At 56.4% G+C, this 24,837-nt stretch carries 19 protein-coding genes; 17 read left to right on the forward strand and 2 right to left on the reverse strand.

All coding sequences use genetic code 11. The annotated features are described in order from the left end of the window. Nucleotides 1–105: 105 nt before the first annotated feature. The 3 genes from IEX74_RS18500 (at nt 106) to IEX74_RS18510 (ending at nt 3,353) form a co-directional block, all read left to right on the forward strand. Complete coding sequence (locus IEX74_RS18500) at nt 106–984, forward strand: alpha/beta hydrolase family protein (RefSeq protein ID WP_229755367.1); 879 nt, start codon at nt 106–108, stop codon at nt 982–984. Nucleotides 985–1,068: 84 nt separating this feature from the next. Next, entirely contained in the window at nt 1,069–1,983 is a 915-nt protein-coding gene (locus tag IEX74_RS18505; RefSeq protein ID WP_188815517.1) for a helix-turn-helix domain-containing protein, read from the forward strand. Between the two features lie 167 nt (nt 1,984–2,150). Further along, a complete protein-coding gene (locus tag IEX74_RS18510; protein ID WP_188815518.1) occupies nt 2,151–3,353 on the forward strand; it encodes a hypothetical protein in 1,203 nt (400 codons plus the stop codon). A 143-nt stretch (nt 3,354–3,496) separates the two neighbouring features. Here the strand turns inward: IEX74_RS18510 and IEX74_RS18515 are convergent, their stop codons facing one another. After that, nucleotides 3,497–4,972 (reverse strand): carotenoid oxygenase family protein, encoded by a 1,476-nt coding sequence (locus tag IEX74_RS18515; protein WP_188815519.1) that lies wholly within the window; start codon nt 4,970–4,972, stop codon nt 3,497–3,499. A gap of 132 nt (nt 4,973–5,104) precedes the next feature. Continuing rightward, the gene (locus tag IEX74_RS18520) at nt 5,105–5,812 is read right to left on the reverse strand and encodes a GAF domain-containing protein (RefSeq protein WP_188815520.1); all 708 of its coding nucleotides are present in this window, start codon (nt 5,810–5,812) and stop codon (nt 5,105–5,107) included. Nucleotides 5,813–6,345: 533 nt separating this feature from the next. Between IEX74_RS18520 and IEX74_RS18525 the strand changes: the two genes are divergently transcribed. The 14 genes from IEX74_RS18525 (at nt 6,346) to IEX74_RS18590 (ending at nt 24,664) form a co-directional block, all read left to right on the forward strand. Then, on the forward strand, nt 6,346–6,579 hold the full coding sequence (locus tag IEX74_RS18525) for a hypothetical protein (RefSeq protein ID WP_188815521.1): 234 nt from the start codon (nt 6,346–6,348) through the stop codon (nt 6,577–6,579). Next, nucleotides 6,551–7,795: a tetratricopeptide repeat protein gene (locus IEX74_RS18530; protein WP_188815522.1), complete on the forward strand. Its 1,245-nt coding sequence runs from the start codon at nt 6,551–6,553 to the stop codon at nt 7,793–7,795. Before IEX74_RS18525 ends, IEX74_RS18530 begins: the two co-directional genes overlap by 29 nt. A 59-nt stretch (nt 7,796–7,854) precedes the next feature. After that, nucleotides 7,855–8,379: a sensor histidine kinase gene (locus IEX74_RS18535; protein ID WP_188815523.1), complete on the forward strand. Its 525-nt coding sequence runs from the start codon at nt 7,855–7,857 to the stop codon at nt 8,377–8,379. 67 nt (nt 8,380–8,446) lie between these two features. Next, nucleotides 8,447–9,061, forward strand: a complete 615-nt coding sequence (locus IEX74_RS18540; protein WP_188815524.1) for a response regulator — start codon at nt 8,447–8,449, stop codon at nt 9,059–9,061. Nucleotides 9,062–9,306: 245 nt separating this feature from the next. Beyond that, nucleotides 9,307–9,483: a hypothetical protein gene (locus IEX74_RS18545; RefSeq protein ID WP_188815525.1), complete on the forward strand. Its 177-nt coding sequence runs from the start codon at nt 9,307–9,309 to the stop codon at nt 9,481–9,483. 29 nt (nt 9,484–9,512) lie between these two features. Beyond that, the gene (locus IEX74_RS18550) at nt 9,513–10,115 is read left to right on the forward strand and encodes a glycine-rich protein (protein ID WP_188815695.1); all 603 of its coding nucleotides are present in this window, start codon (nt 9,513–9,515) and stop codon (nt 10,113–10,115) included. Then, on the forward strand, nt 10,112–11,575 hold the full coding sequence (locus IEX74_RS18555) for a LamG-like jellyroll fold domain-containing protein (RefSeq protein ID WP_188815526.1): 1,464 nt from the start codon (nt 10,112–10,114) through the stop codon (nt 11,573–11,575). Before IEX74_RS18550 ends, IEX74_RS18555 begins: the two co-directional genes overlap by 4 nt. Nucleotides 11,576–11,649: 74 nt before the next feature. Continuing rightward, complete coding sequence (locus tag IEX74_RS18560) at nt 11,650–12,861, forward strand: T9SS type A sorting domain-containing protein (RefSeq protein ID WP_188815527.1); 1,212 nt, start codon at nt 11,650–11,652, stop codon at nt 12,859–12,861. Nucleotides 12,862–13,387: 526 nt separating this feature from the next. Then, nucleotides 13,388–16,543 (forward strand): SusC/RagA family TonB-linked outer membrane protein, encoded by a 3,156-nt coding sequence (locus IEX74_RS18565; RefSeq protein WP_188815528.1) that lies wholly within the window; start codon nt 13,388–13,390, stop codon nt 16,541–16,543. 49 nt (nt 16,544–16,592) lie between these two features. Continuing rightward, nucleotides 16,593–18,107: a RagB/SusD family nutrient uptake outer membrane protein gene (locus IEX74_RS18570; RefSeq protein WP_188815529.1), complete on the forward strand. Its 1,515-nt coding sequence runs from the start codon at nt 16,593–16,595 to the stop codon at nt 18,105–18,107. Nucleotides 18,108–18,390: 283 nt separating this feature from the next. Continuing rightward, on the forward strand, nt 18,391–20,109 hold the full coding sequence (locus IEX74_RS18575; RefSeq protein ID WP_188815530.1) for a ribulokinase: 1,719 nt from the start codon (nt 18,391–18,393) through the stop codon (nt 20,107–20,109). Continuing rightward, nucleotides 20,109–20,810, forward strand: a complete 702-nt coding sequence (locus IEX74_RS18580) for an L-ribulose-5-phosphate 4-epimerase (protein ID WP_188815531.1) — start codon at nt 20,109–20,111, stop codon at nt 20,808–20,810. Before IEX74_RS18575 ends, IEX74_RS18580 begins: the two co-directional genes overlap by 1 nt. A 73-nt stretch (nt 20,811–20,883) precedes the next feature. After that, on the forward strand, nt 20,884–22,377 hold the full coding sequence (gene araA, locus IEX74_RS18585) for an L-arabinose isomerase (protein WP_188815532.1): 1,494 nt from the start codon (nt 20,884–20,886) through the stop codon (nt 22,375–22,377). Nucleotides 22,378–22,606: 229 nt separating this feature from the next. Further along, on the forward strand, nt 22,607–24,664 hold the full coding sequence (locus IEX74_RS18590) for an alpha-L-arabinofuranosidase family protein (protein ID WP_188815533.1): 2,058 nt from the start codon (nt 22,607–22,609) through the stop codon (nt 24,662–24,664). The last annotated feature ends 173 nt before the right edge of the window (nt 24,665–24,837 follow it).

A 24,837-nucleotide genomic window follows, 5' to 3' on the forward strand; every position in this document is an offset into this window, starting at 1 on the left:
GGTCGTAATGCTGAAGGCATCATCACGACCGGGCTGGAAATACCGGCGCTGACTAGCAAGGAAATCGTCCTGATAATAGCGTACTTGCCAGGCAAACACGCAATGATGAGCGACTTTGTTGGCTATTGCACAGTAGACGTGCATGACAGCGCGCTGGCCGTAACCTTTCCCGTGCTGGTATTTTACCCAACCAGCACACCCGGCCAGGTGGAAAAGCTAGGTTCCTACCCGCTGAATGTCGCGCTGGATGCGCCTCTGAAAGCCGGACCGTTTCCGTTGATTCTGATTTCACACGGCACGGGTAGCACGCCGCTGGTGTACCGAAGCTTGGCTTATTATCTGGCCCAAAATGGGTTCGTGGTGGGCTTGCCAGAGCACCCGTTCAACAACCGGGACAACGACGCCTGGGCCGGAACCATGCAGAACCTGGCCGCCCGGCCCCGCCATATCCCGCTAACCATCGACCATTTCTTCGATGAACCTAGGTTTGCACCAGCCCTCAAACCAGCTAGCGTCGGGCTGATTGGTCACTCGCTGGGCGGCTACACGGTCCTGGCGCTGGCGGGTGGGCAACCGATGGTGGGGCCGCCCCACACGCCGGATGGGCAGTGGCATGCTGTGCCCGTGCCCGCGCCCGACCCGCGCGTAGCGGCGCTGGTGCTGCTGGCCCCGGCCGTGTCGTGGTTTAGCCCGGCCGGGACGCTGCGGCAAGTCCGGCTGCCGATTTTGCTGTTGGTAGGAGAGAAGGACGAGCATATACCACCGACGAACGCGCAGATTGTGTTGCGCGGCGTGCCAGACTTAGGTAAGGTGCAGCACCGCGTGGTGGCAAATGCCGGGCATTTTTCTTTCCTGAGTCCTTTTCCAAAAACTAGGGTCAGCCCGGCGTTTCCGCCTTCCCAGGACCCGCCCGGCTTCGACCGGGAGCATTTTCACGCGGAGCTAAACGCGGAAGTGTTGGCTTTTCTGAGGCGAGAAGTTTAGCAGCCAGCTACGTTAAACCTAGGTTAACGGCGCTGCTAAACTTCTGCCGGGGTTATTGGCTTATCGTATATAGTGTAACGCCTTATGAAACAAGCTGCTAAAGAGTTCAAGGTGCTGGCCTCCGTGTCAGACTTCACCCAGCACTTCGGCTACCCCAACCCGGCCCACCCGCTGCTGACGATTATCGACCTCGCTCAGGTTCGCCACCTGGTGCCGCCGAGCGGGCCGGCGCTGCGGCACATGTACATCATTTCGCTGAAGAAAAACCTGAAAGGCCGCATTCACTACGGTCACCGCACCTACGATTTCAGCGAAGGTGTGCTAGGTTTCTACGCGCCGGGGCAGTTGTGCGAATCCAACCCAACACTGGACATATCGGAGCTAAGCGGCTGGCTATTAGTGTTTCACCCGGATCTGCTGAACAAGTACCCGCTGGGCAAGAAGATAGGCAGCTATGGTTTCTTTTCCTACGACGTACACGAAGCCCTGCACCTCTCGGCGCGTGAAGAAACGATGCTCGACACCCTGATGGACAGCATTCGGGCAGAATACGAGCAGCCCATTGATGCCTTCAGCCAGGATGTGCTGATTTCGCAGCTGGAAGTGCTGCTGAGCTACGCTAACCGCTTCTACCACCGGCAGTTCCTGACCCGCCGCACGGCCGAGCACGACCTGCTCAGTCGTTTCGAGGCGCTGCTGAATGCCTACTTCGCGCAGGATGGCGAGCAGCCGCTGCCCACCGTGCAGTACTTCGCCGACGCGCTGCATGTGTCGCCGGCTTACCTGAGCGACATGCTGCGCACGCTCACGGGCCAGAGCACGCAGCAGCACATTCACTACAGTCTGATTGAAAAAGCCAAGCGCCTGCTGCTGACTACTTCGCTGTCTATCAACGAAACGGCCTTTCAGCTAGGTTTCGAGTACCCGCAGTATTTCACCCGGCTGTTCAAGAGCAAAACCGGCCTTACACCCGCTGCTTACCGCTTTTCGGCTCACTAAGCACGTCGCTGGTTGCGTCTCCGAAGTAATGTGTCAGATAGTAGATGGACTATTTTAGGGAGAATTTATAATTAAATTTTAATATATAAATTTATAATTATTACCTTGTGCTTCTATTAGAGGCATGGCCTCACTTGGTCCTTTATTTTCCCTCATCTTACCCTATTATGCGCTTGCCCATTACGCTGTTAGGCACTGCTTTGTGCCTGACCCTCTCTGCTCATGCCCAAAGCATCGATCCTCAAAAGGTTACATTTGATTATGTGCGGCTGCCGTTGGTGCCTGTGCCGGCAGGCACGCACACGTTTCAGCCCGAAGTGCTGCTCCGCTATGAAGACGCCGTGAAGCAGCAAAAGGCTGATCATCAGACGGCTGTTGCAGATGCTAAAACCAAGGCCGAGCAAGCCAAGCAGGAGTACAAAGCTCAATCCTTCGGCGCCAAAGCCCTGAACCGCCTAGTGCTGGATGAGCGTAAGCCGGGCGAAGCGGTAATTCCGCCCGCCGACTACACGGCGCAGGTGTATGACGGTAAGTCGCTGGCTAGCACGTATGTGCACGTAAGCGGCTTGCAGGCCTCGCAAGGCAGCGGCGACTTGCACGTGACGGTAAGCTTAGATGGTTTCACCCAAGGACCCATTACGCCGCTGGCGGTGCAGGGTTCGCAGGTGAAAGTAGGTGGCGCTGCCCTGGGCGACGGGGTGAAACACGCCTATGAAGTTTCCTATAAGTCGCCGATGTACGTGAAAGTAGCGGCCAAGGACGGCACGGTGCTGCTCGACGAGATGATCGAGGCAACCAATACCTACACCGTTGCCAAAACCGAGGCTTTCGCCACCGAAGAAGGCCTCAACAAATACTGGCGCACCAACCAGAATGCCTTCATGCGGCAGCTCGACGAGAACCTGCTGAAAAGCAACATGAAGCTCGTGACGGAGTATCTGGACAGCAAGTTTGGGCAGCGCCCCGTCACGCGCAACACCTCCATCATCGTGATTTCGGACAAGAAAGTGAACTATGATGAGTACCCGCAAGCCTATGAGAAGGCGCTGATGGGCTACAAAATGCTAGCCGATCCTAGCCGCGCTACCGATGCGCAAAAGCAGATTGGTGAGGCCATTGCCTTGTGGAACAAAGCCTTAGCCGAGGCGAATCCGAAGGATAAGAAAGCCCGTATCGACGAGAAGGTGATGGCTGCCACGCTCTTCAACGCTGCCGAAGCCAACGTATGGCTGAACAACTTCGATGAAGCCGAACGGCTGTTAGCCCGCCTGAAGCTGCTGGATATTTCCCGCTATAATGAGCTGGCAAAAGAGCTAAGCGTTGTGGTGCAGGATCAGCGCACGCGCTATTCAGCCAACAAAAAAAGCTAGGTTCCTACCTAGGTTATAACGACTGATAAACTAAAGAAAGAACCCAAAAGGCTCCTCACTACTGAGGAGCCTTTTGTCGTTGTGCTGGCAATTAAAAATTTGAATAGTAAACAGTTACTGCTAGTTAGTCTATAGCCACTAACCTAGGTTTGCTCCTGCCACAAGCCATGAAACCCCAGCGGAATATTGTGCGGGAGCCGCAACCTGGCCAGGGTGCGTAAGTCAGCAGCATCGGCTACTATCAGATCGGTTGTGCGCGTAGGCGCGGCAAACCGCAGGTAAACCAGGTAAGCATCGTCTTCGCGTGGGCTCGCGGCGCCGTTGGAGGTGAGGCGCGGTACGACTACCGGTTCGCTGCACAAGGTGCCCGATTCGTATGCGTGGCGGGCTTGCCCGGTCTGAACATCCAGCTTGATGAGATGATCCAGCAGCGGCGACGGTGACTCCGGCGGGCGGCCGATGGCCCAGGTATAGCGGTACGGCTGGCCAACCCGTGCCGGATGAATTTCGGGCAGCTCCCCTTCGTACCTGGACAAAGACTGCCGCGTAACGGTGCCGGAACCTAGGTCGAGTCGGAAGCGTACGAAGGTTGCCTGGGGCTGGTCATCAGGCAGATTGCCAGCCAGATACGCCTTGATGCTGGGCGAATCGGGGTAGTCGCCGAGCAGCAGCGCATCGGCTACCAGCGTGCCATCGGCGTCCTGGTAGCCATTGATGAAGTGGAAGGTGAAGCCAAAATCCGTTTCCAGGCGGTGCACCGCGCCGGTAGGGTCCACGACCACAATCTGCGTCGGTTGGGTACGGTTCACGCGGATTGAGGCGGCCGGCGAGGTAAGGCCCGTAATGGCCCGCAGCACGTCGAAGGCTACCGGCGTCAGGAAGAAAATCTGGTGCCCGCTCCGGGTCAGCACAAAGTCGTGGGCGAAAGTCGCTTCGGGCATAGGCAAGGCGTGCGCCAGCCTAGCTTCACCGGCCGGGCTAACCTCATAGAGCGCCAAGCGGTGTTGAGCCCCCGCCACCGTGCCGAAGTTGTGGAGCACCCCCGTATCAGGATGCACCTTCGGGTGCGCTGAAAAGGGCATTTCGGGCGTGATAAGGCGGTCGAGCCAGGAAAACGGGTTGCGCAACACGCCCTCGTAGTCAAACCGACCTAGGGTATCCAAAGTGTCCGGATCGAGGCGGTGGGGGAGGCCACCTTCCCACAACGCCAGCAGATGCCCGCCGTGCTGCACCAGGCTGGTGTTGGCGGTGTTTTTAAACTTGGTTTTCAGAAAGTTAGTCCGAATGCCACCGGGCAGGTTGGTGCCGAAGCTGCGGTAGAGCATGCGCTCCGCAGCTTCTTCCGCCACGAACTCCGCTGTGCGCACGTACCGGTTGCGGTAGTGTACCTGCCGGCCATCGAAGCGGAAGCGGGCCACCATGCCGTCGCCATCAAACAGGTGGTCGTACTTCACGCCATGATGCTCGAAGCGGCCGTTGCCGTTGCGCAGCAGCGTGCCAACCAGCTCGGGCGGCAAAGCGCCTTCTACCAGCTCCAAGGCAACGTCATCGTATTCCGTCGTGACGCAGCGGTTCGCCACAATGTAGTCGTGCAGAATAGGGTAGTGGCGGACGGGCATGAGCAAGTGGGTTGGCCGGGTAACAAGGCGCTTACGAAAATAGTTGGCAAGCCTTGAGCTGATTACCGGCCGCTGTTCCGGTCAGGCGCCGAACCTAGGTAGCGGTTCTGCCACTATTGCTCTCACTACCAGCTACTCCCACTGCGGGTTGAGGATGTCGTGCAGATCCTGAAAGCGCCGCTCGACTTGCGCCAGCACATCAGCCGGCACCGGAATCTGGATGCCATAGCGCGTGAGCATGTAGCGCACCAGCGCCGTGAGGCCTTGCAACTCTTCCTGCAACTGCCCACAGATGCTCTGCCAGCGGGCTTCACCGCCTGTCGGCAGGCTTCGGCAGCGATGCCGGGTAACGACGGCCTCGCTGACCAAAGCCGCTAGCTCTTCCAGCACGTGCTGCTCCTGAGTGGTAAAAACCCGCGGCTGCCGATCAATAATGCACAGCGCCCCAACATTCCGCTGGTCGGGCATGCGCAAAGGTGCGGCGGCGTAAAAACGTAGCTGATTCTGCTCGGCCGCCTGCATCGCCTGCGCCGTAATAAATGCTTCCTGCTCCGTTGATAAATCTTTGTAAACGACAGCCTTATCGTGCAAAATAGCAGTAGAGCACAAGGCCTCCTCCCGCGATTGTACGTTGTTGCCGGGCATACCGAAGTTGGCCGCATAGTGTACCTGCTCTTCATCAACCACCGCAATCAGGGAAATGGGCAGGCTAAAAACGCGTGCGGCCAGGGCCACAAATTCGTCGAAGACCGCCTCGTTCAACGAATGAAGCACATCGTACTGCTGGAGCGTGCGCAAACGCGCATCTTCATCAGGCGGAATCAACGGGCTGGAGGTCATATAATAATTAAAAACGAAAGAATCGAGGGAGTAAGCACCAAGTTAATTGGCTAAAGAATCAACAGTCTGCGTCTGGATAATTGTTGCCGTGCCTGACCAGCTTGGCAGATGGGTAAGTAACAGAAGTGAGAGAATGCCAGCATACTGAATGTGGCTACGGCCTTTGTAAAGCCTGGATGCTGCTGACATTATTACCTGACAAAGAAAAGAAACCGTTTGTGAAACCAAATGCACTAAGCTCTATATTCTTGCAACTATTTGGGTAGATACAAGAGCAGGCACAGCGGACTTAGCCTGCCACGTTAGCTTCCACTGGTTCGGCGCGGAGGTCATACATTCGGCTGCTTTGCAAGGCAGAACAAGGGCCAGGTAGGGTGCTGCGAACCGTGGCGGGGCTGCCTGCATTTTGTCGTAATTGAGGCTCGACAAGAGCCAAAAAACCAGTGTATACTTACGTGTTCTAGTTCCGTTATATCTGCCCCCTACCGAACCTCTGATAGCCGCTTGGAGGTCTTCGCTACATCCTAGCTTTTATGCCACTGATGCGTTTTCTGTTTTGCCATTGGTGGTTACTGGGGCTAGGATTGTTTCTTGGAGGAACTGGTGTTTTGCAGGCCAATCCGGCTGACTCTCCTAATAGCTTGCGCGCCCTGCTGCCGAGCACCCGCGCCCAGCAGCTGCATCGCATTGATAGTGTGCGGGCGCTGGTGCAGGCACACCCGCAGCCTGATACTACGCGTGATTCTGCTGACGCATCTGGCAACTGAAATCAGTGCTTACAACGCGCGTGCTGCCGGGCCGGTGCGTCGCGAAGCCCTGCAACTAGCTTACCGCGTCCACTACCGCGGCTTTGTTGCCGAAACACTACTGGACCTCGCCGATTACCACATCGTACTGGCCGAATACGGGCCTGCCATGCGGCGCTTAAAGGCCGCACAAGCCGAGTTTGTCCGTCTCAATGACCAAGGTGGGGTAATGCGCTGCCTAGGTCGTTTTGGTAAGATCGCCGATCAGGAAGGCCGCTACACGGAGGCGTTAGCATACTGTTTTAAGGGATTGGAAATAGAGGCTGCCGGCGACCTGCGCCGCTTTAATACCAGCCTCAAAATTCAAGTCAGCATCTACATCCGGATGCGGGAATATGACCAGGCAAAGCCATATTTAGTGGAGGCGCTGCGGATTGCACGCTATTTTGACTACCCCGACCGGATCAACCTAGCTCTGCGGGCGTTGGGGGAGCTTAGCTGCCGACAAGGGCAGTGGGGCGTCGCCCGCCTATACTACCAGCAAAGCATTGCCATCAGTCAGCACTTAGCCAATCAGCCAGAGGTGCTGACAGTGAAGCTAAACCTGGCCGAAGTAAACGAACAATTAAGCTATCATGCTGATGCGTCTGTCCTGGGTCACAGCGTATTGCAGCAAGCGGAAGCAGCTAACCAGCTGCTCACCGTCTTGAGGGCGCAGGTGCTGCTGGCGCGGGTTTGCCTGAGTACTGGCTACACCGATAGTGCCATCTGGTACGGGCGCCGCAGCCTGCACGTCAGCCGGCAGGATCATTACCAGCAAGGAGCCCGCGATGCGACCCAGATATTGGCGCGGGCGTATGCGCAGCGTCACAACTATGTCAAGGCATACCAGGCACAGCAACAGTTTATTGCGTATAACGACAGCCTGATGGGCACAGAAGTAGCGCGGCGAACAGCGGCGCTGCAGTTCAAGTACGAACTTAGCCGGAAGCAAGCCCAGATTCAGCTGCTAACCAAGCAGCAGCAGCTCGACCACCTGCTTCGACAGCGGCACTTGGCCGGGAAGCTAGGTCTTGGATTGCTGGCGCTACTGACCGGCGGCTTGCTCTGGCTCTATAGGCGGCAGCAGCGCCGCCGGGAAAACGCCCTGCGCACACGTCTGGCTACCCACCTGCATGATGATGTAGGCACATTGCTCAGTCAGATATCCCTGCAAAGCAGATTGCTACAGGGTTAGCCGATCCGGCCAGCCATCGTGAGCAGCTCAGCCAAATCTCCGATGCCAGCACCTCAGCCGTGCGACAGCTCAATGATGTGGTCTGGAGCCTCGATGCCCGCAACGACCATCTGGCTGATCTGGTGAATCGTATGCGCGACTATGCCTACGACGTACTCGGGACAGTCGGCCTGGAGGTACATTTTGAAGCTCCGGCCGGCCTGCTTACCCAACGCCTGTCGGCGCTGCTCCGGCGCAATCTGTATCTGATCTATAAGGAAAGCCTGCATAATATTCTCAAGCACGCTGCCAGCGCTACCCGCGTCGCGGTGCAGGTGCGTTTGGAGCCGGGTGCGTTAACGCAACTGGTGCTCGAAGTGCTGGATAATGGCCAGACTACGCCTGCTGCCAACCGTGCTCCGTGCTATAGTCGCCGAACGGGGCAGGGTTTGCGCAATATCAAGGAGCGCGCTCAGGCAATGGGCACCGCTAGCTGCGAAAGCATTTCCGAAGGCTTTTGCATCCGGGTAGCGGTGCCGTTGCTGTCGGGCTGGAAGGCATACGGCCGGAAGAAAAAGCAAACCACTAACCTAGGTACACAATAAGCTGCCAGTGGCTTTTACGCATCAACATGCGATACTCCCGTGCCAGCAAAGCCGATAATTTTGGAGCATGAAAGTTCGCTTAGCCATCGTGGAAGACCAGTCGGCTATTCGGGAGGCCTTGAGCACGTACCTAGGTGCGCAGGCGGAGTTTGAGTGCAGCCTGGTAGTGGAATCGGTGGAAGTGCTGCTGGCTGCGGGTGCCCCCAAGCCGCGATTGGTGCTGTCGGACATCGGGCTGCCCGGCGTGTCGGATGATGGTATTGCGCTGCTGCGTGAGCAGGCCCCGCAGGCTGAAGTAGTGCTCATTACGGTGTACCAGGATGCAGACCGGGCATTCAAAGCTTTGTGTGCCGGCGCCGTAGGCTATCTGGTAAAAAGTACGCCGCTGCCCGCCATCAAGCAGGCTCTGCTGGATGTGCTGGCGGGTGGCTCACCCATGTCTCCGGCCATTGCTCGCCACGTCATGCGCTACTTCCGACCCGCGCCGGTGGCTTCCGGAGTAGGCCTGACCCCACGGGAGCAGCAGATCGTGGAAGCATTGGAGCAAGGACTGAGCTACAAGCTGGTAGCTGACCGGTTAGGTATCAGTCTCAACACCGTGCGCGCCTACATCCGGTCGGTGTACGATAAGTTGCGGATTAACTCCAAGGCCGAATTGCTGAGCCGTAAGCGGCACAATTAAGGGAGTTGTACTTTCCGGGGGTCGCATCAATATGCGATGCTAAGGTTGGTAAGCGGGCGTACTCTTTGTAATGCGAAGCTGGATTATTCCACTTTGTTATCACTACCTGCTTGAAACATCTCTCCTCTTTTTTGATGAAGCATCAGCCATCAATGCTTTATAGCAACCGAATTAGATGGCCGCATGCTAGTTTATCAAACATTCTGAATATCACTGGGCTTCATTTCACTCACTGGTTCAACGTTGTGCTGTTGATCCTGGGCTCTGTAGGGGGGGCGCTGGCCCAAACGACGACTTTCTCATATATCGGTGGCAACCAGACGTACACTGTGCCAGCAGGCGTAACGCGCATTCAGGTCACTGCCATCGGTGGGGCTGGTGGCGTTGCAGCTAATCAGGGCCTTAGAGCAACTACGGCCTAGGGGCACGCGTCACGGCGACGCTCACGGTAATCCCTGGTGAGGTACTAACAGTGCGTGTTGGTGGACAAGGGGGCAATGACGGTGGCGCTGGTGGTTATAATGGAGGAGGTAAAGCGGCTAGCTTTGGTAGTGGTGGTGGAGCAACTGACTTGCGGCGTGCTACCGCTAATGGCGCAACCAGCGATTATGATGCAGTCCGCAACGCGTTGCTAGTGGCAGGCGGTGCAGGTGGTTCTGATGAAGATCAATCGGCTACTGGTGGCGCTGGTGGTACTCCTGCGGGTGCTAACGGAGGAGGAAATGGAGGTATGGGTGCCACACAGACTGCTGCGGGTGTAGGAGCCGGTAGCAACACCAATGGGGCTGGCAGTATAGGAGGAGCCGGCTACTGGGCTGGTGGTGGTGGTGGTTACTACGGTGGTGGCAATACCGATGGCATTGCCGGTGGCGGCGGCTCCTCTTGGGTAATGCCCACGGGTAGTAGCAACGTCAGCAGCTATAGTGTAGCTCCTTCAGCGACGAACGGTTTGCTGACTATTGTTGTCACGGGTCCTACTATCACGTCCTTTTCTCCTAGCTCCGGCGTGCGGAGCCAAGCCGTGACGCTGACCGGCTCAACCTGGCCGGCGTGACTGGCGTGACGGTGAATGGCGTGGCGGCTAACACGGCTAGCTTCATCAACAACACGGCTACCAGCATCACCTTTCAAGTACCTGCTACAGCTGGGGCTAGTGGTACCACCAGCGTGACTACAGCAGCCGGCGGCACAGCCAGCGTGACTAACTTCACCACCGTGGCTGCTGTGCCGCCCGGCAATGCGCTAGCATTGGACGGCACGGGCGATTACGTGGCTTTTGGTAGTATCCCTGCCCTGAATAGTCTGGGCACGGGTAACTTCACCCTTGAAGCCTGGGTCTATTACAATGGAGGCACGGGCGCGCAATCCATTATTCGAAAGACGGGCGACTACAATCTTTACCTCAATGGCAACACATTGCACGCGGAGGTTTGGCCTAATGGCATAGGCAACTCAACCTGGCAGGTAACCGACGGTAGCCTTGTGTTGCCGGCCAACCGCTGGGTACACGTAGCGGCCGTATGGACCAAGGCTGCCGCAACCTTGCAACTGTACGTAAATGGGGTAGCTGATGGAACCGGGGCAACAGCAACCGGCCAGATCACCCTCTACGACCAGACCAGCAACGCGTACGCCGGCACACTCACCAACTTCGCCCTGACGGGTACGGCCTCGAACTGGGTGGAAAGCTACGCCATGCTCGTGCCCAGTGTTGTGACTGCTACGGCTGTAACTACCAATGGTTTTGCCGCCAACTGGACCGCGCCTAACCTAGGTACGGTAACCAGCTACCTGCTGGAGGTATCTACGTCGAGCACTTTTGCTACTACTATCACTAGCTCGCCCTTTACCATTGCGGCCGGTACCACAACGCACAGCATCACCGGCCTGAACCCTAACACGACGTACTACTACCGCCTGCGGGCGGATAAGACGTCCGTGACGGGGCAGGGAGCCTACTCCAACGTTATTGCCATGACTACTTGTGCTTTGCCCGTTGCAGCAGCCAAGAATGTGACGGTAGCATTGAGTGCCAGCGGTAACGCGAGTGTAACGGCCGCTCAGGTCAATAATGGCAGCAACGCTGCCTGCGGGCCAGTAACCCTGAGCTTAACCGAGAGTACGGAGCGCCTCCTGAATGAGACGTTTGACACCAATACCAATGGCTGGACCGCTACGTATGTCGACGGCAGCGGCGGCTGGAACACCAACGGTAATCCGGGCGGCATGTTCATTCTTAACTCCAATGGAACAAGCACCGATTCTACCTATAACGCAAACCGTGACTGGACTCGTGAGCGGGGCAACCTACGTGCTGCGCGGCAGCTACCGCAATTACTATGGCCTAGGTACCGTAGGCACGCCCGCTTTCGCCATCGACCGGAACGGAACGGAACTGACGAACTTCCCGAATCCGGGAACGACCTGGACGGCCTTCAGCCTGACCTTTACCGCCACGGGCAGCACGCGGCGAAATCAACGGAAGCGACAGCGACATTGCCGTCGACAACCTGAGCCTGCGCCAGACCGGGAGCTCGACGGCCTGGGTAACCACAACATCCGCTGCTGCTCCCTCCGCAACCGTGCCGGTGACCCTGACAGTTACGGATGCCAGCGGCAACAGCAGCACGGCCACGGCGACGGTTACGGTGCAGCAGCCCAGCGTGGCCAGCACTCCATCCCTGATTTGGACGGGCAACACCAACACGGATTGGAGCGAGTGCAGCAACTGGAGCTTCGGCATGGTGCCCAGTGCCACCCACAACGTAATCATTCCGGCCGGTCTGAGTCGCTACCCCTCCCTGAGCGCAGGCACAGCCACCATAACTAACCTCACAGGTACGGTCCAGACGACCCGCGACCTAAGCACCGCCGGTACGCGCTACACCTTCGGCAACCTAGGTTTGGCCCTGACGCCCGCCGGCACGACACTACCCGGCAGCACGACCATTCGACGCGTGACAGGAACGGCACTTACCGGGCAGGGCACGAGCGTGAGCATCAAACGATACTACGACATTCAGGCTGCCACGAATGCCGGCCTGAACGTAGCGCTTGAGTTCGGCTATTTTACTACGGAACTCAACGGCATGCTGGAGAATCAGTTGATGTTGTTTCGCTCCAGTACGGGTACCGCTGGTCCTTGGCAGCCAATAGGTTATAGCAGCCGCAACGCAACGGCTCACACCGTTACGACAACTGGCGTGGACCACTTCTCTATCTGGACCCTAGATCAGCCGAGCAATCCGCTGCCGGTAGAGCTGATGAGCTTCACGGCGCAGGCACAAGGCCCGGATGCGTTGGTGCAGTGGGCCACGGCGCAGGAGAAAAACAACGCGTACTTCGTGGTGGAAAGCAGCGCCGATGGCGTCCGGTTCCAGCCGCTCACGCGCCTGAAGGGGCAAGGCACAACAGCTACCCGCCACGACTATCAATGGCTTGATGTGAAGTTGGCGCGCTATCAATCAACAGTCGTTTATTATCGCCTGCGGCAGGTAGACCAAGATAGCAGCGAGCAGTTCTCGCCCGTGCAGATGGTGCAGGTGAAAGCGCAATCCTCAGCGTTTGAGGTATATCCGACGGAGCTGGCCGACAACTACCTGCGCTACCACTACAACAGCACAGTAACTTCCGACGCGCTCCTGACTGTGTACAGCGCGGCCGGTCAGCTGGTGCTGCGCCAACAGGGAAGCACGCGGGCTAGCGGCAAGCTAGCTTTGCCAACCTTGCCGGTAGGATGGTACTTTGTGCAGCTAACCAGTAGCGGACACCACTACACGGTCCGGTTCTACCGCCCGTAGTAGTTCGTTCTTATTGCACGCAAGCAGAAAGGGACCGGCGTATGCCGGTCCCTTTCTGCTTTTCGGGGTAATGATACAAGTTGCCAGCAGCGTTGCAGCTGCGAGGGAAAACCTAGATAGGTGCCATGATCAGGTGGGGCATGGGAAGGAGCAAGAAACAGCCGCCAGCGAGGGGAAGGGTGGTTTTCCTGAAAGGGACCTTTCATCAGTCTAGCAGATATCAATCTAGTGAAGAAGTGTAATTAACAAAGGCCCGAATTATACACAATCCTTTGTGTTAACAATAAAATCCACTGAATTTGTTGATTTATTGTTAAGCCTTTGTTAATGTTACATCGAAAATATCCCCTAATAATCCTCTGAATAGGCGAAAAAAGCCCATTCCAAGCTTCCTGGCAGGGATTATAGAGCGTCTTCCAAGTAATTCTATTCAAAGTTTTTGTTTGTTTCAGCAATCGTTTGTGATAGTATGTAAAACACAAACGATTGTGTTCCTCATTTACCAAGTTCCCACAATTAGTACTCTATGAAAAAGCATGTACCTAAAATGCGCCGGCTCACCATTCCGGTCATACTCTTGTGCTTGCCGTTGCAGCCCATTGTGGCAGTTGCAAGCACCCCCGACAACAGCCGGATGGGGCTGGATCTGCGCCTGATTGCAGATATAGCCCTCAAAGGTCGCGTGACCGATGAAAAGGGCCAAGGATTGCCCGGCGTGAACGTGGTAGTGAAAGGCACCACCAACGGCGCCCAGACCGATGCCGATGGCAACTTCGCCCTGACAGCGCCCGACAACGCGACGCTGGTTATTTCTTACGTGGGCTACATCGCGCAGGAAGTAGCAGTAGGCGGCCGTGCGACCGTCAACGTGTCGTTAGCGCCGGATGCGAAGGCGCTTTCGGAAGTAGTGGTGGTGGGCTATGTGACTCAGGACCGTCAGAACCTGACGAGCGCCGTGAGCAGCCTTGATGTTAATGAAGCAATCAAAACACCTGTTCCTAACATAGCTCAGAGCATTCAGGGGCGAGTGGCGGGCGTGCAGGTGGAAAGCGCCGGCAACCCCGGATCGGTGCCTAATATTATCATTAGGGGCGTAGGCACGGTGGGCTCCGGTAGTAATCCGTTGTATGTGATTGATGGATTGTGGACAGATAACATTCGGGATCTGAACCCGAATGATGTGGAGTCGACTACCGTACTCAAAGACGCCTCTTCTACAGCTGTGTATGGTGCGCGTGGAGCGAATGGGGTAATCCTGATCACCACCAAACGCGGTCAAAGCGGCGAGCCCAAAATTAGCTTCAACGGCTACACCGGAGTTGAGAACATCTACCGGAAATATAACCTAGCTAACCACAGCCAGTGGGCTGATTGGGCCAACCAAGCCGCCATCAACGCTGGTATTCCTTCTCCTTCGCCTGGCGCGGTAAAGGGCACCCCAGCCTACAGTGACGCTGTGAATACGGACTGGCAGAAAGAATTCTTCCAAACGGGTAAAATACAGGACTATAACCTATCTTTCTCAGGGGGCAGCAGCGCCGGCAAGAATTCTACAAACTTCCTTATTTCGGGCGGTTACTTCAACCAGGATGGCATTGTGAAAGGGCCAAAGTTTGAGCGCTACAGTGTGCGTCTGAACTCGGGGCTGACCAGGGGGCGGTTGAAGCTAGGTCAAAGCGCCTTGCTGACGCACATCAACACAACCCTGCTCAATGAGGTGCCCTTCGTGGATGTGTTGACAGAACTACCGGGCATTCCGGTCTACAATCCCGCTAATTTCGGCGGGTATGGCTACGGTAGCGCTAACCTGTTTAACTACTCGGTAAACCCAATTGCGGCGCAGGAAATTCTGAACCGCACGCAGAAGAACAACCGCTTGCAGGGGAGTGCCAACGCTGAGTTTTCGTTCTTTGATTTCCTCTCCTATCGTCTGAACCTAGGTTTGGAAATACACGACTACAACGACCGGAATGCTCGCCGGGAAGGGTACATCCGTTTGGGGGAGTCGAACAACAATACCACGTACCTTTTCGAGAATCGGGGCACCCAACGTTTTCTGTTGGTTGAGAATACCCTGAATTTCAACAAGCGCTTCGGCGACCACAACGTTACGGCTCTGTTGGGCTACTCGGAGCAAACCTATCATCAGGATAATGCTACGGCCAACGCAACCGGCTTCCCGTCGTCGCCGCAGTACTTCTTTGTGCTAGGTGCGGGTACCAACCTAAATACTCCTCCGAGTGTAGGTGGTGGCATTGATGAGTATGCAAAACGCTCGTATTTCAGCCAGTTAAACTACGACTACAAGGGGCGTTATCTGGTAACGGGTAGCTTCCGGCGCGATGGCTCGTCGCGCTTCGACCCTGACCGGCGCTATGCAAACTTTGGCGCTGGTTCACTCGGCTGGCGTGTTAGCGAGGAAGACTTTTTCAAGAACAGTGTCTCCTTCATAAACAACCTAAAGCTGCGGGCTAGCTACGGCGTAAACGGCAACGACCAGTTGGGCGATGCCGGCAACTATGCATACCAGGCTACGGTGAACCAGACCATTTACTACCCGCTTGGTACTACCCAGACGCTGGTTAATGGTGCCATACAACCATCGCTGGAAAGCCGGGGTATCCGCTGGGAGTCGCGCTACACAACGAACTTTGGCTTGGATATGGCGCTGCTGGACAACCGGTTGACGCTGTCGACGGACTACTACATCTCGACTACCAAGAACGCCTTAGTGAACCCGCCTCTGCCGGGTTATGGCGGGGTGGCCGGTGCGGGCGCTTATCCATTTGCGAACCTAGGTGAAATTGAAAACCGGGGCTTCGAACTTGCCCTGGGTTATCACGAAACTCGCAAGGCATTCACCTATGGCGCTGACCTGACACTGACGACGCTGCGCAATAAAGTGCTGGCACTGTCAGAGCTTCAGCCCAATGTTCCAGGATTTATAGGTACTACTCCCGTAACGCGTACTACAGTTGGTCAACCAATCAGTCGGCTGTACCTGCTTAAAATGATTGGTGTCTTCCAAAATGAAGAAGAAATTCAAAACTATCGAGGTGCTAATGGGAATCTTATTCAGCCTTTAGCGAAGCCAGGCGATGTAAAGTTTGAAGATACAAATGGCGATGGCACGATCAATTTTGATACTGATCGTCAATTTGTTGGTAACCCTTTTCCAAAGCTGCAATACGGGTTAAACCTGTCAGCTGCTTACAAGGGAATTGACTTGAGTATTTTCTTCCAAGGCGTAACCGGCAATGATATTCTGAACTCAACGCGCGCCTCGTTAGATATTTTGGATGGCGCTGGTAACTTCCGCAGTGATATTGAGCCTTGGACACCAGAAAATGGTTCTAATACAACCCCGCGCTTAGTGTACGGAGGTGGTGCTGGTCAAGTAAAGAACTACGAGCGTGCAAGTACTCGCTGGGTAGAAGATGGCAGCTATCTACGCCTGAGAAACATACAGATAGGCTACACCTTCCCGCAACTGCTGACCAGCAAGGTGCCGAGCCTAGGTTCCGTACGCGTGTACGTAACGGGGCGTAACGTATTCACGGCAACCAAATACACCGGTTTCGATCCTGAAACTCCAGGGCTTGGCATTTTTGGTCGGGGACTTGACGATGGCACTTACCCAAACGTGCGGACATTCACCGCAGGGCTGCAAGTCAACTTCTAATACGCTGGGCAACAGCTTAGCAATGCGCCACCTTTCGAACTAATTCCCCATGAAAATACAGAAAATTACTACCCTAGCCGTATTAGGTACCTTGCTCGCTACTACTGGCTGCGACAAGGATCTGCTAGATAAAGTGAGCCCGAATAGACCTAGCACCGAGCAGTTCTGGAAAACCCAGGACGATGCCGTACGGGCGATGGTTGCCGCATATTCCCGCCAGCAAATTTTCACTAACTACAGCCTATATTGGCACTTTGCCACTACGGGCCGCACCGACGAGTCGTTTACGAATACTCCGGATACCGGCCTAAACCAATACTTAGTTTTCCGGCAGGTTAATACCTCTGACCAACGGTCGCAGTACATGTGGAACGACATGTACAGCATCGTTTTTCGCTGCAACCAAGTCCTGACGAATGTGCCGAATATTCAGATGGATGAGGATCTGAAGAAGCGGACGTTGGCCGAAGCGTTGTTCCTGCGTTCACTGGTGTACTACGACCTAGGTTTGCTATTTGGCAATATCCCGCTGGTGCTGACGGTGTTTGACGCCAACACCCGCGTGATGCAGGTGACGCAGGAAGAGGTGTATGCCCAGGTTATCAAGGACCTGACCGCGGCAAAACCAGACCTGCCCCTGACGTATGATGATGCCAACAAGGGTCGGGCGACCCGTGGAGCGGCGGCGGCGCTAATGGGAAAAGTGTACATGCAGATGCGGCAGCCCCAATGGGCGCAGGCCTCCGCTCAGTTTGCGGAGGTAATCAACTCAAACGTATACTCGCTAGTACCTAACTACTCGGATAACTTCACGGAAGCCAACGAGAATAACTCGGAGTCGGTCTATGAAGTCCAGTTCTCGGGTGTGAATCAAAACAACACCCAAGACCAGCCGGGTTCTACTGAGGGAAATGAACGGGCGCAGTTCTTTGGCCCGCCCGGTATCGGCTACACCGACGTTGAAGTGCGCCCTTGGTTGTTCAGTGAATTCTACGATAAAACGACAACTGGCGGAGTAGACCCGCGCCGCGACGTTACCATGTTCAGCGCAGTTGGTACCCCAATCGTGTATGGTAAACCTTTTGGTGCGGGTGGCCTGAACATCAACCCCAATCGCCTCTTGTGGCGTAAATACCAGAATGATCGTACCCGGACCTTCGAAAACTTATTCTCGGGTATCAACATTCGCCTAATTCGCTATGCCGACGTGCTGCTGATGCAGGCAGAAGCACTCAACGAGCAAAATCAGGTTCCTGCTGCGGTTGCCCTCATCAACCAGGTGCGAAATCGGGCTAATCTGGTGCCGCTCGTGGCTGCTAGCTTTAACCAAGCCACCCTCAGAACGCAGCTTCGTCATGAGCGGATCACGGAACTTGCGGGTGAAGGCATACGCTGGAGTGATTTGGTGCGATACAAGCTATTCGAGACGCCGGAAGGCTTGAATGAATTGAAAGCCCGCGATGCGGATTTCAACAACTTTATTTACCCCAAGAATGCGTTGCTGCCCATTCCGCAGACGGATATTGATGTAGACCGTACTCTTAAACAGAACCCTGGTTTTTAAATAAAAAAGCTGTCTATTAGCTGTTCTTGCTTCGCTCGAAACAGGTGGTAGACAGCTTTTTATCTTGAATAGCGTGTGGCAGCGAAATACAGAGCGGGAAAGAGCTATTCGTACAAAGTATCCTAGGTTACATAAGGAGTAGTTTACACAAACGATTGTGTGCGCTGTAGATAATGCCTACTTTACGGCCGCTTCTGGCCAGCAGCTAACCTAGATCTTAGGCGAGCAAGCTACCCCTGAGCTTACTATAAAACAGGCTAAAAAGAGCGTTTACGTTTTAACCATGCAAAACACAGATTCAACGGCGGCCTACGTGATTGGCGTCGACTACGGCACCGATTCCGTGCGCTCCCTACTGGTGAATGCCCGTACGGGGGAGGAAGTAGCCCAGGCCGTGCATTATTACACGCGCTGGAAAACCCTGCAGTACTGCAACCCCATCCACAACCAGTTCCGCCAGCACCCGCTTGACTACATCGAAGGGCTGGAAATAACGGTGCGGAAAGTGGCCCAGTCGGTGCCCGCCGAGCAGATCGTGGGTCTGGCCGTGGATACGACCGGCTCGACACCGGGTCCGGTGAATGAGCACGGCGTAGCCCTGGCCCTCACGCCCGGCTTCGAGGACAACCCGAACGCCATGTTCGTGCTCTGGAAAGACCACACGGCGCTGGAGGAAGCCGCCGAGGTCAACCTGAAAGCGCGCACCTGGGGCGGCGAAGATTTCACAAAGTTTGAAGGTGGTATCTACTCGTCGGAGTGGTTTTGGGCCAAGATCATGCACATCGTGCGTGAGGATGAAACTGTAGCGAAAGCTGCGCACTCCTGGATGGAGCACTGCGACTGGATGACGCTGCTGCTCACCGGCAGCGACCTAGCCCACTTTAAGCGCAGCCGTTGCGCGGCCGGCCATAAGGCCATGTGGCACGAGAGCTGGGGCGGCCTGCCCATCGAAGAGTTCATTGTGCACCTGGAGCCCAAGCTAGCCGAGCTGCGCGGTCGTTTGTTCCAGGAAACCTACACCGCCGACGAGGCCGCCGGCAACCTCTCCGAAGAGTGGGGCCAGCGCCTAGGTCTGACCACTAACACGGTGGTAGCAGTCGGCAGCTTCGACGCACACGCGGGCGCCGTGGCCGGCGAAATTGAGGCGTACTCGATGGTGAAGGTGATGGGTACTTCGACCTGCGACATCGTGGTAGCTCCTTCGGAAGAAGTAGGAGGGAAGCTCGTGCAAGGCATCTGCGGGCAGGTAGACGGTTCCGTAATTCCCGGTATGTTAGGTCTGGAAGCGGGGCAGTCAGCGTTTGGCGACTTGCTGGCTTGGTTCCGGCAGATGCTGGAGTGGCCGTTGAACAACGTATTGTCATCCTCTTCGGTAATCACGCCGGAGCAGCAAGCCGCCTTGCGCGAGGAAATGAGCAACAAGCTGATCGTGGAGCTGACCAAAGCCGCCGCGCAGGTGAACCCCGCCGAATCGGCCGTGCTGGCCCTCGACTGGGTGAACGGCCGCCGCACGCCGGATGCCAACCAGGGCCTGAAAGGCGCCATCATGAACCTGACCATGGGCACCAGCGCCCCGCAGATTTTCCGGGCTCTGGTAGAGGCTATCTGCTACGGTTCCAAGCAAATTGTGGAGCGCTTCGAGCAGGAAGGTATTCCGATCAAGCAGGTTATCGGCATTGGCGGCGTGGCCAAAAAGTCGGCTTTCGTGATGCAGACCCTAGCCGACGTGCTTAATCGCCCGATCAAAATTGCGGTGTCGGAGCAGGCGCCGGCCCTCGGTGCGGCCATGTACGCGGCCGTTGCCGCCGGTGTGCACCCCGACGTACTGACCGCCCAAAAAGCAATGGGCAGCGGCTTCGCCGAAACCTACGAGCCGAACCCAGCGAGCGTAGCCGATTATCAGGCGCGCTACGAGCAATATCAAGCCTTTGGCCGCTTCGTGGAAGACGTGACCCTGCGCGAAGGCGAAGTAGCTGAAACAACACTAGTTGACGAAGTATAATGAGTCAGTACCAAGATCTAAAGCAGGCCTGCTACGAGGCCAATATGCAGTTGCCGAAGCTAGGCCTCGTGCTGTTCACCTTCGGCAATGCCAGCGTCGTTGACCGCCAGCAGGGCGTGTTTGCTATTAAGCCCAGCGGCGTGCCCTACGACATTCTGCGCCCCGAGGACATTGTCATCGTTGACTTCGCCAACAAAATCGTGGAGGGCACCAAGCGGCCTTCCTCCGATACCAAGACGCACGCGGTGCTGTTCAGCCACTGGGAGCACATCGGCGGCATCGTGCACACGCACTCGACCTACGCCACGGCATGGGCGCAGGCGCAGCTCGATATTCCGATCTTAGGTACTACGCACGCCGACCACCTCACCGCCGACATTCCGTGCGCGCCGCCCATGGACGACAACATGATTGCCGGTGACTACGAGCACCAAACGGGTTGGCAGATCATGAACGAGTTTCAGCGCCGCGGCATCTCGCCGGAAGAAGTGGAGATGGTGCTGCTCAGCAACCACGCCCCCTTCACTTGGGGCAAAACCGTGGAGAAAGCCGTGTACAATAGCGCCGTGCTGGAAGAAGTAGCCCGCATGGCTTACCTCAGCTGCACGCTCCGCCCCGACGTGCCGCGCCTGAAAGACGCCTTGATTCGCAAGCACTACGAGCGCAAGCACGGCGCGAATTCTTATTACGGCCAAAGCTAGGATGTAGCGCGAAGCGGGAGCTTCGCGCTACATCCCTCAAACAAGCAAACACATTAGTATTACCCATTCACCCATGATTGACATTTCGCAGTACGAAGCCTGGTTCATCACTGGCACCCAGCACCTTTACGGCCCCGAAACGCTGAAAGAAGTAGCCCAGCACTCGCAGCAGATTGCGGAAGCGCTGAACAGCAAGCTGCCGATCAAGATTGTGTATAAGCCCATTCTGACCGGCCCGGAGGAAATTTATAAGCTGATTCAGGAGGCTAACACCACCACCAACTGCGTGGGCCTGATTGCCTGGATGCACACCTTCTCGCCGGCCAAAATGTGGATCAACGGCTTGAAAGTGTTGCAAAAGCCAATGGCGCACCTGCACACGCAGTTCAACCGCGACATTCCGTGGGGCACCATCGACATGGACTTCATGAACACGAACCAATCGGCGCACGGCGACCGGGAGTTCGGCTTCATCAACTCGCGTATGCGCCTGAACCGCAAGGTGGTAGTAGGACACTGGGAAGATGCTGCGGTGCAGGATCAGCTGAGCGTATGGTCGCGGGCGGCGTGCGCCTGGGCCGACTGGCAGGGAGCTAGGTTCGTCCGCTTCGGCGACAACATGCGCTATGTGGCCGTAACCGAAGGCGACAAAGTGGAAGCCGAAATCAAGTTTGGCTACTCTGTGAATGGCTATGGCATCGGCGATTTGGTGGAAGTGGTAAACGCCGTGAGCGACGGCGAAATCGAGGAGTTGATGGCCGAGTACGAGGCCACCTACGAGCTAGCCGACGAGCTGAAGGACGGCGGCACGTTCCGCTCATCCCTGCGCGATGCGGCTCGTATTGAGCTAGGTATGCGTCGTTTCCTGCAAGATAAAGGTGCTAAAGGCTTCACCGACACCTTCGAAGACTTGCATGGCATGACCCAGCTGCCCGGCATTGCCACGCAGCGCCTCATGGCGGAAGGCTACGGCTTCGGCGGCGAAGGCGACTGGAAAACGGCGGCGCTGGTGCGCGCGATGAAAGTGATGGGCGCGGGCCTGCCCGGCGGCAACTCCTTCATGGAAGATTACACCTACCACTTCGCGCCCGGCAACAACCAGGTGCTAGGTTCGCACATGCTCGAAATCTGCCCCACGATTGCCGAAGGCAAAGTGCGCGCAGAGATTCACCCCCTCGGTATCGGCGGCAAGGCTGACCCGGTTCGCCTGGTGTTCAACTGCCCCGCTGGCCCCGCCCTGAACGCTACGCTCATCGACATGGGCAACCGTTTCCGTATGATTGTGAACGAAGTAGAAGCCGTGGCACCCGAGCAAGATCTGCCCAAGCTGCCCGTGGCCCGCGTGCTGTGGAAAGTGAAGCCCGACCTGGCTACCGGCGCGGCTGCCTGGATCTTGGCGGGCGGTGCTCACCACACCGGCTACAGCCAGAACCTGACCACCGAGTACCTCGAAGACTTCGCCGAAATGGCCGGTATCGAGTTCGTTGTGATTGATGCTGATACGAAGCTGCGCACGTTCAAAAATGAGTTGCGCGCGAACGAAGCGGCTTTTGGTGGCCGCTACTAAGCGGAAGCTAGCTACCCTAGCTTAAAAGAACGTCATGCTGAGCTTGTCGAAGCATCTCGCGTGCAATGCTACCTCCAGTCGTCAGGGTTTACCACCACAACGACTGCACGCGAGATGCTTCGCTGCTGCTCAGCATGACGTTCTTTTTTGCTTCCGTTGATTTCTCTGGTCAGTGTTAAGTAATGCCCAGTCCCACAAGAATTCCCGCCCTTCAACCTGCCCTTACTTTATGATGAAAATACCCTCTTCCTACTGTTCTTTTCTGCCGTTGGGCCTAGCTATCAGTAGCTTGATAGCCAGCCCAGCAGCAGCCCAGTCCGGCGCGCCGACCACCGTGACGGTACAGGTGAACAAGCCCGGCGCGCCCATCCCGAAAACCATGTACGGCTTGTTTTTCGAGGACATCAACTTCGGGGCCGACGGTGGGCTTTACCCGGAATTGGTGAAAAACAAGTCGTTTGAAACCGATGACCACCTCATCGGCTGGAAAGCCATCAAGGGCGGCGCGGCCCTCACGGAGTACACGGTACTGAGTCAGCAGCCGCTGAGCGCTACTAATAACCACTACCTGCGCCTCACCGCCCGCGCCAGCAGCCCCGATGCGGGCTTTATCAACGAGGGGTTCCGCGGAATGGGCGTGAAGCAGAATGCTGAATATACCTTGTCGGTGTATGCGCGGCGCGGCGCTGGTAGCATCAATGGCCTGAAAGTAATCTTGGAAGATGAAAAGGGTCAGGCACTTGCGCAAGCGCAGTTTTCGGGTCTCACACCGGAGTGGAAGCAGTACACGGCGGTGCTGAAGCCCACGGCCACCAACAACAAAGCACACCTTAAAGTGGTCATCGACGGAGCCGGCACCGCCGACATCGACGTGGTATCGGTATTTCCGAAAGACACCTGGCAGAACCGCCCCAACGGCCTGCGCACCGACCTGGTGCAGCTGCTGAAAGACATGAAGCCCGGCTTCCTGCGCTTCCCCGGCGGCTGCATCGTGGAAGGCCGGACCCTGGATCAGCGCTACCAATGGAAGAAAACGATTGGCGTGCCTAATGACCGCGAGTCGCTCATCAACCGCTGGAACACCGAGTTTGCCCACCGCTACACCCCCGATTATTACCAGTCGTTTGGCCTAGGTTTCTTCGAGTACTTTCAGCTATCTGAAGACATTGGTGCTGAGCCACTTCCCATCCTGAACATCGGCATGGCCTGCCAATTCAACTCGGCCGAGCTAGCTCCGCTCAGCGCCACTACGCCTGCTGGTGGTCCTAACGCCAGCGCCGACACGCATGTGCATAGCGCTGATGAAGTTACCTTAGAAACCTTTATTCAGGATGCCCTGGATCTGGTGGAGTTTGCCAACGGTCCGGTATCTAGTCCCTGGGGCGCCAAGCGGGCCGCGATGGGCCACCCGGCACCCTTCAACCTGAAGATGATCGGGGCGGGCAACGAGCAGTGGGGGCCTCAGTATTACGAGCGGTATGAGCTGTTTGCCAAGGCGATGAAAGCGAAATACCCGAATATCAAGCTGGTATCCAGCGCTGGCCCCGACCCGGCGGATGAACGCTTCAAGGCCGCTACTACCCGATTCCGGGAGCTCGGCGCTGACTTCCTCGACGAGCACTACTACGCCAAGCCCGAGTGGTTCCGCCAGAACGTGGGCCGCTACGACGATTATCCGCGCAAAGGGCCGAAGATTTTTGCCGGCGAGTACGCCGCGCAGAGCGTAGCCATTGCGAGTCCCAAAAATAAAAACACTTGGGATTGTGCCATTTCTGAAGCTGCCTTTATGACGGGCCTGGAGCGCAACGCCGACGTGGTAGAAATGGCTTCCTACGCGCCGCTCTTCGCCAACGTGGACGCGTGGCAGTGGACGCCCGACCTCATCTGGATGGACAACCTGCGCTCATACGGCACACCTAACTACTACGTACAGAAGCTGTTCAGCCTGAACAAAGGCACCACCATGCTGCCCGTTACGAACAAAAACGGTCAGGACAACCTGTTCACCAGCGCCGTCGCCGACAAAACGACCGGCGAAATTGTGGTGAAACTGGTGAACTACTCTACTTCCGCCCGCCCGGTAAAGATTGACCTTGCCGGCGTGAAGAAAGTGGGCCAAACGGTGAAAGCTACGGTGCTCGCCAGCAATGATTTGCAAGCCGAAAACAGCCTCGATAAGCCGACGTACCTAGCTCCCAAGGAAGAAACTTTCAAAGTTTCTTCGCCAACGGTGAGCTACATGCTGGCTCCTAACTCGTTCACGGTGCTGCGCATTCCGAATAAGTAAAACCCCTAGCCTGTAGGCTAAGTAATGGGCTGGAAGAAGAGAGTCGCGTTCTTTTTCCAGCCCATTTTTTATCCGTGCTTTTCCGCCCAGAGTACCCGGATAAGACGTGTGTTAGTCCGATCAGCGGGCGACTTTATTGCCTTAATTACCTTACTCACATCTGTTTGCCAGTA

Source organism: Hymenobacter cavernae (assembly GCF_014641455.1).
Classification (GTDB): domain Bacteria; phylum Bacteroidota; class Bacteroidia; order Cytophagales; family Hymenobacteraceae; genus Hymenobacter; species Hymenobacter cavernae.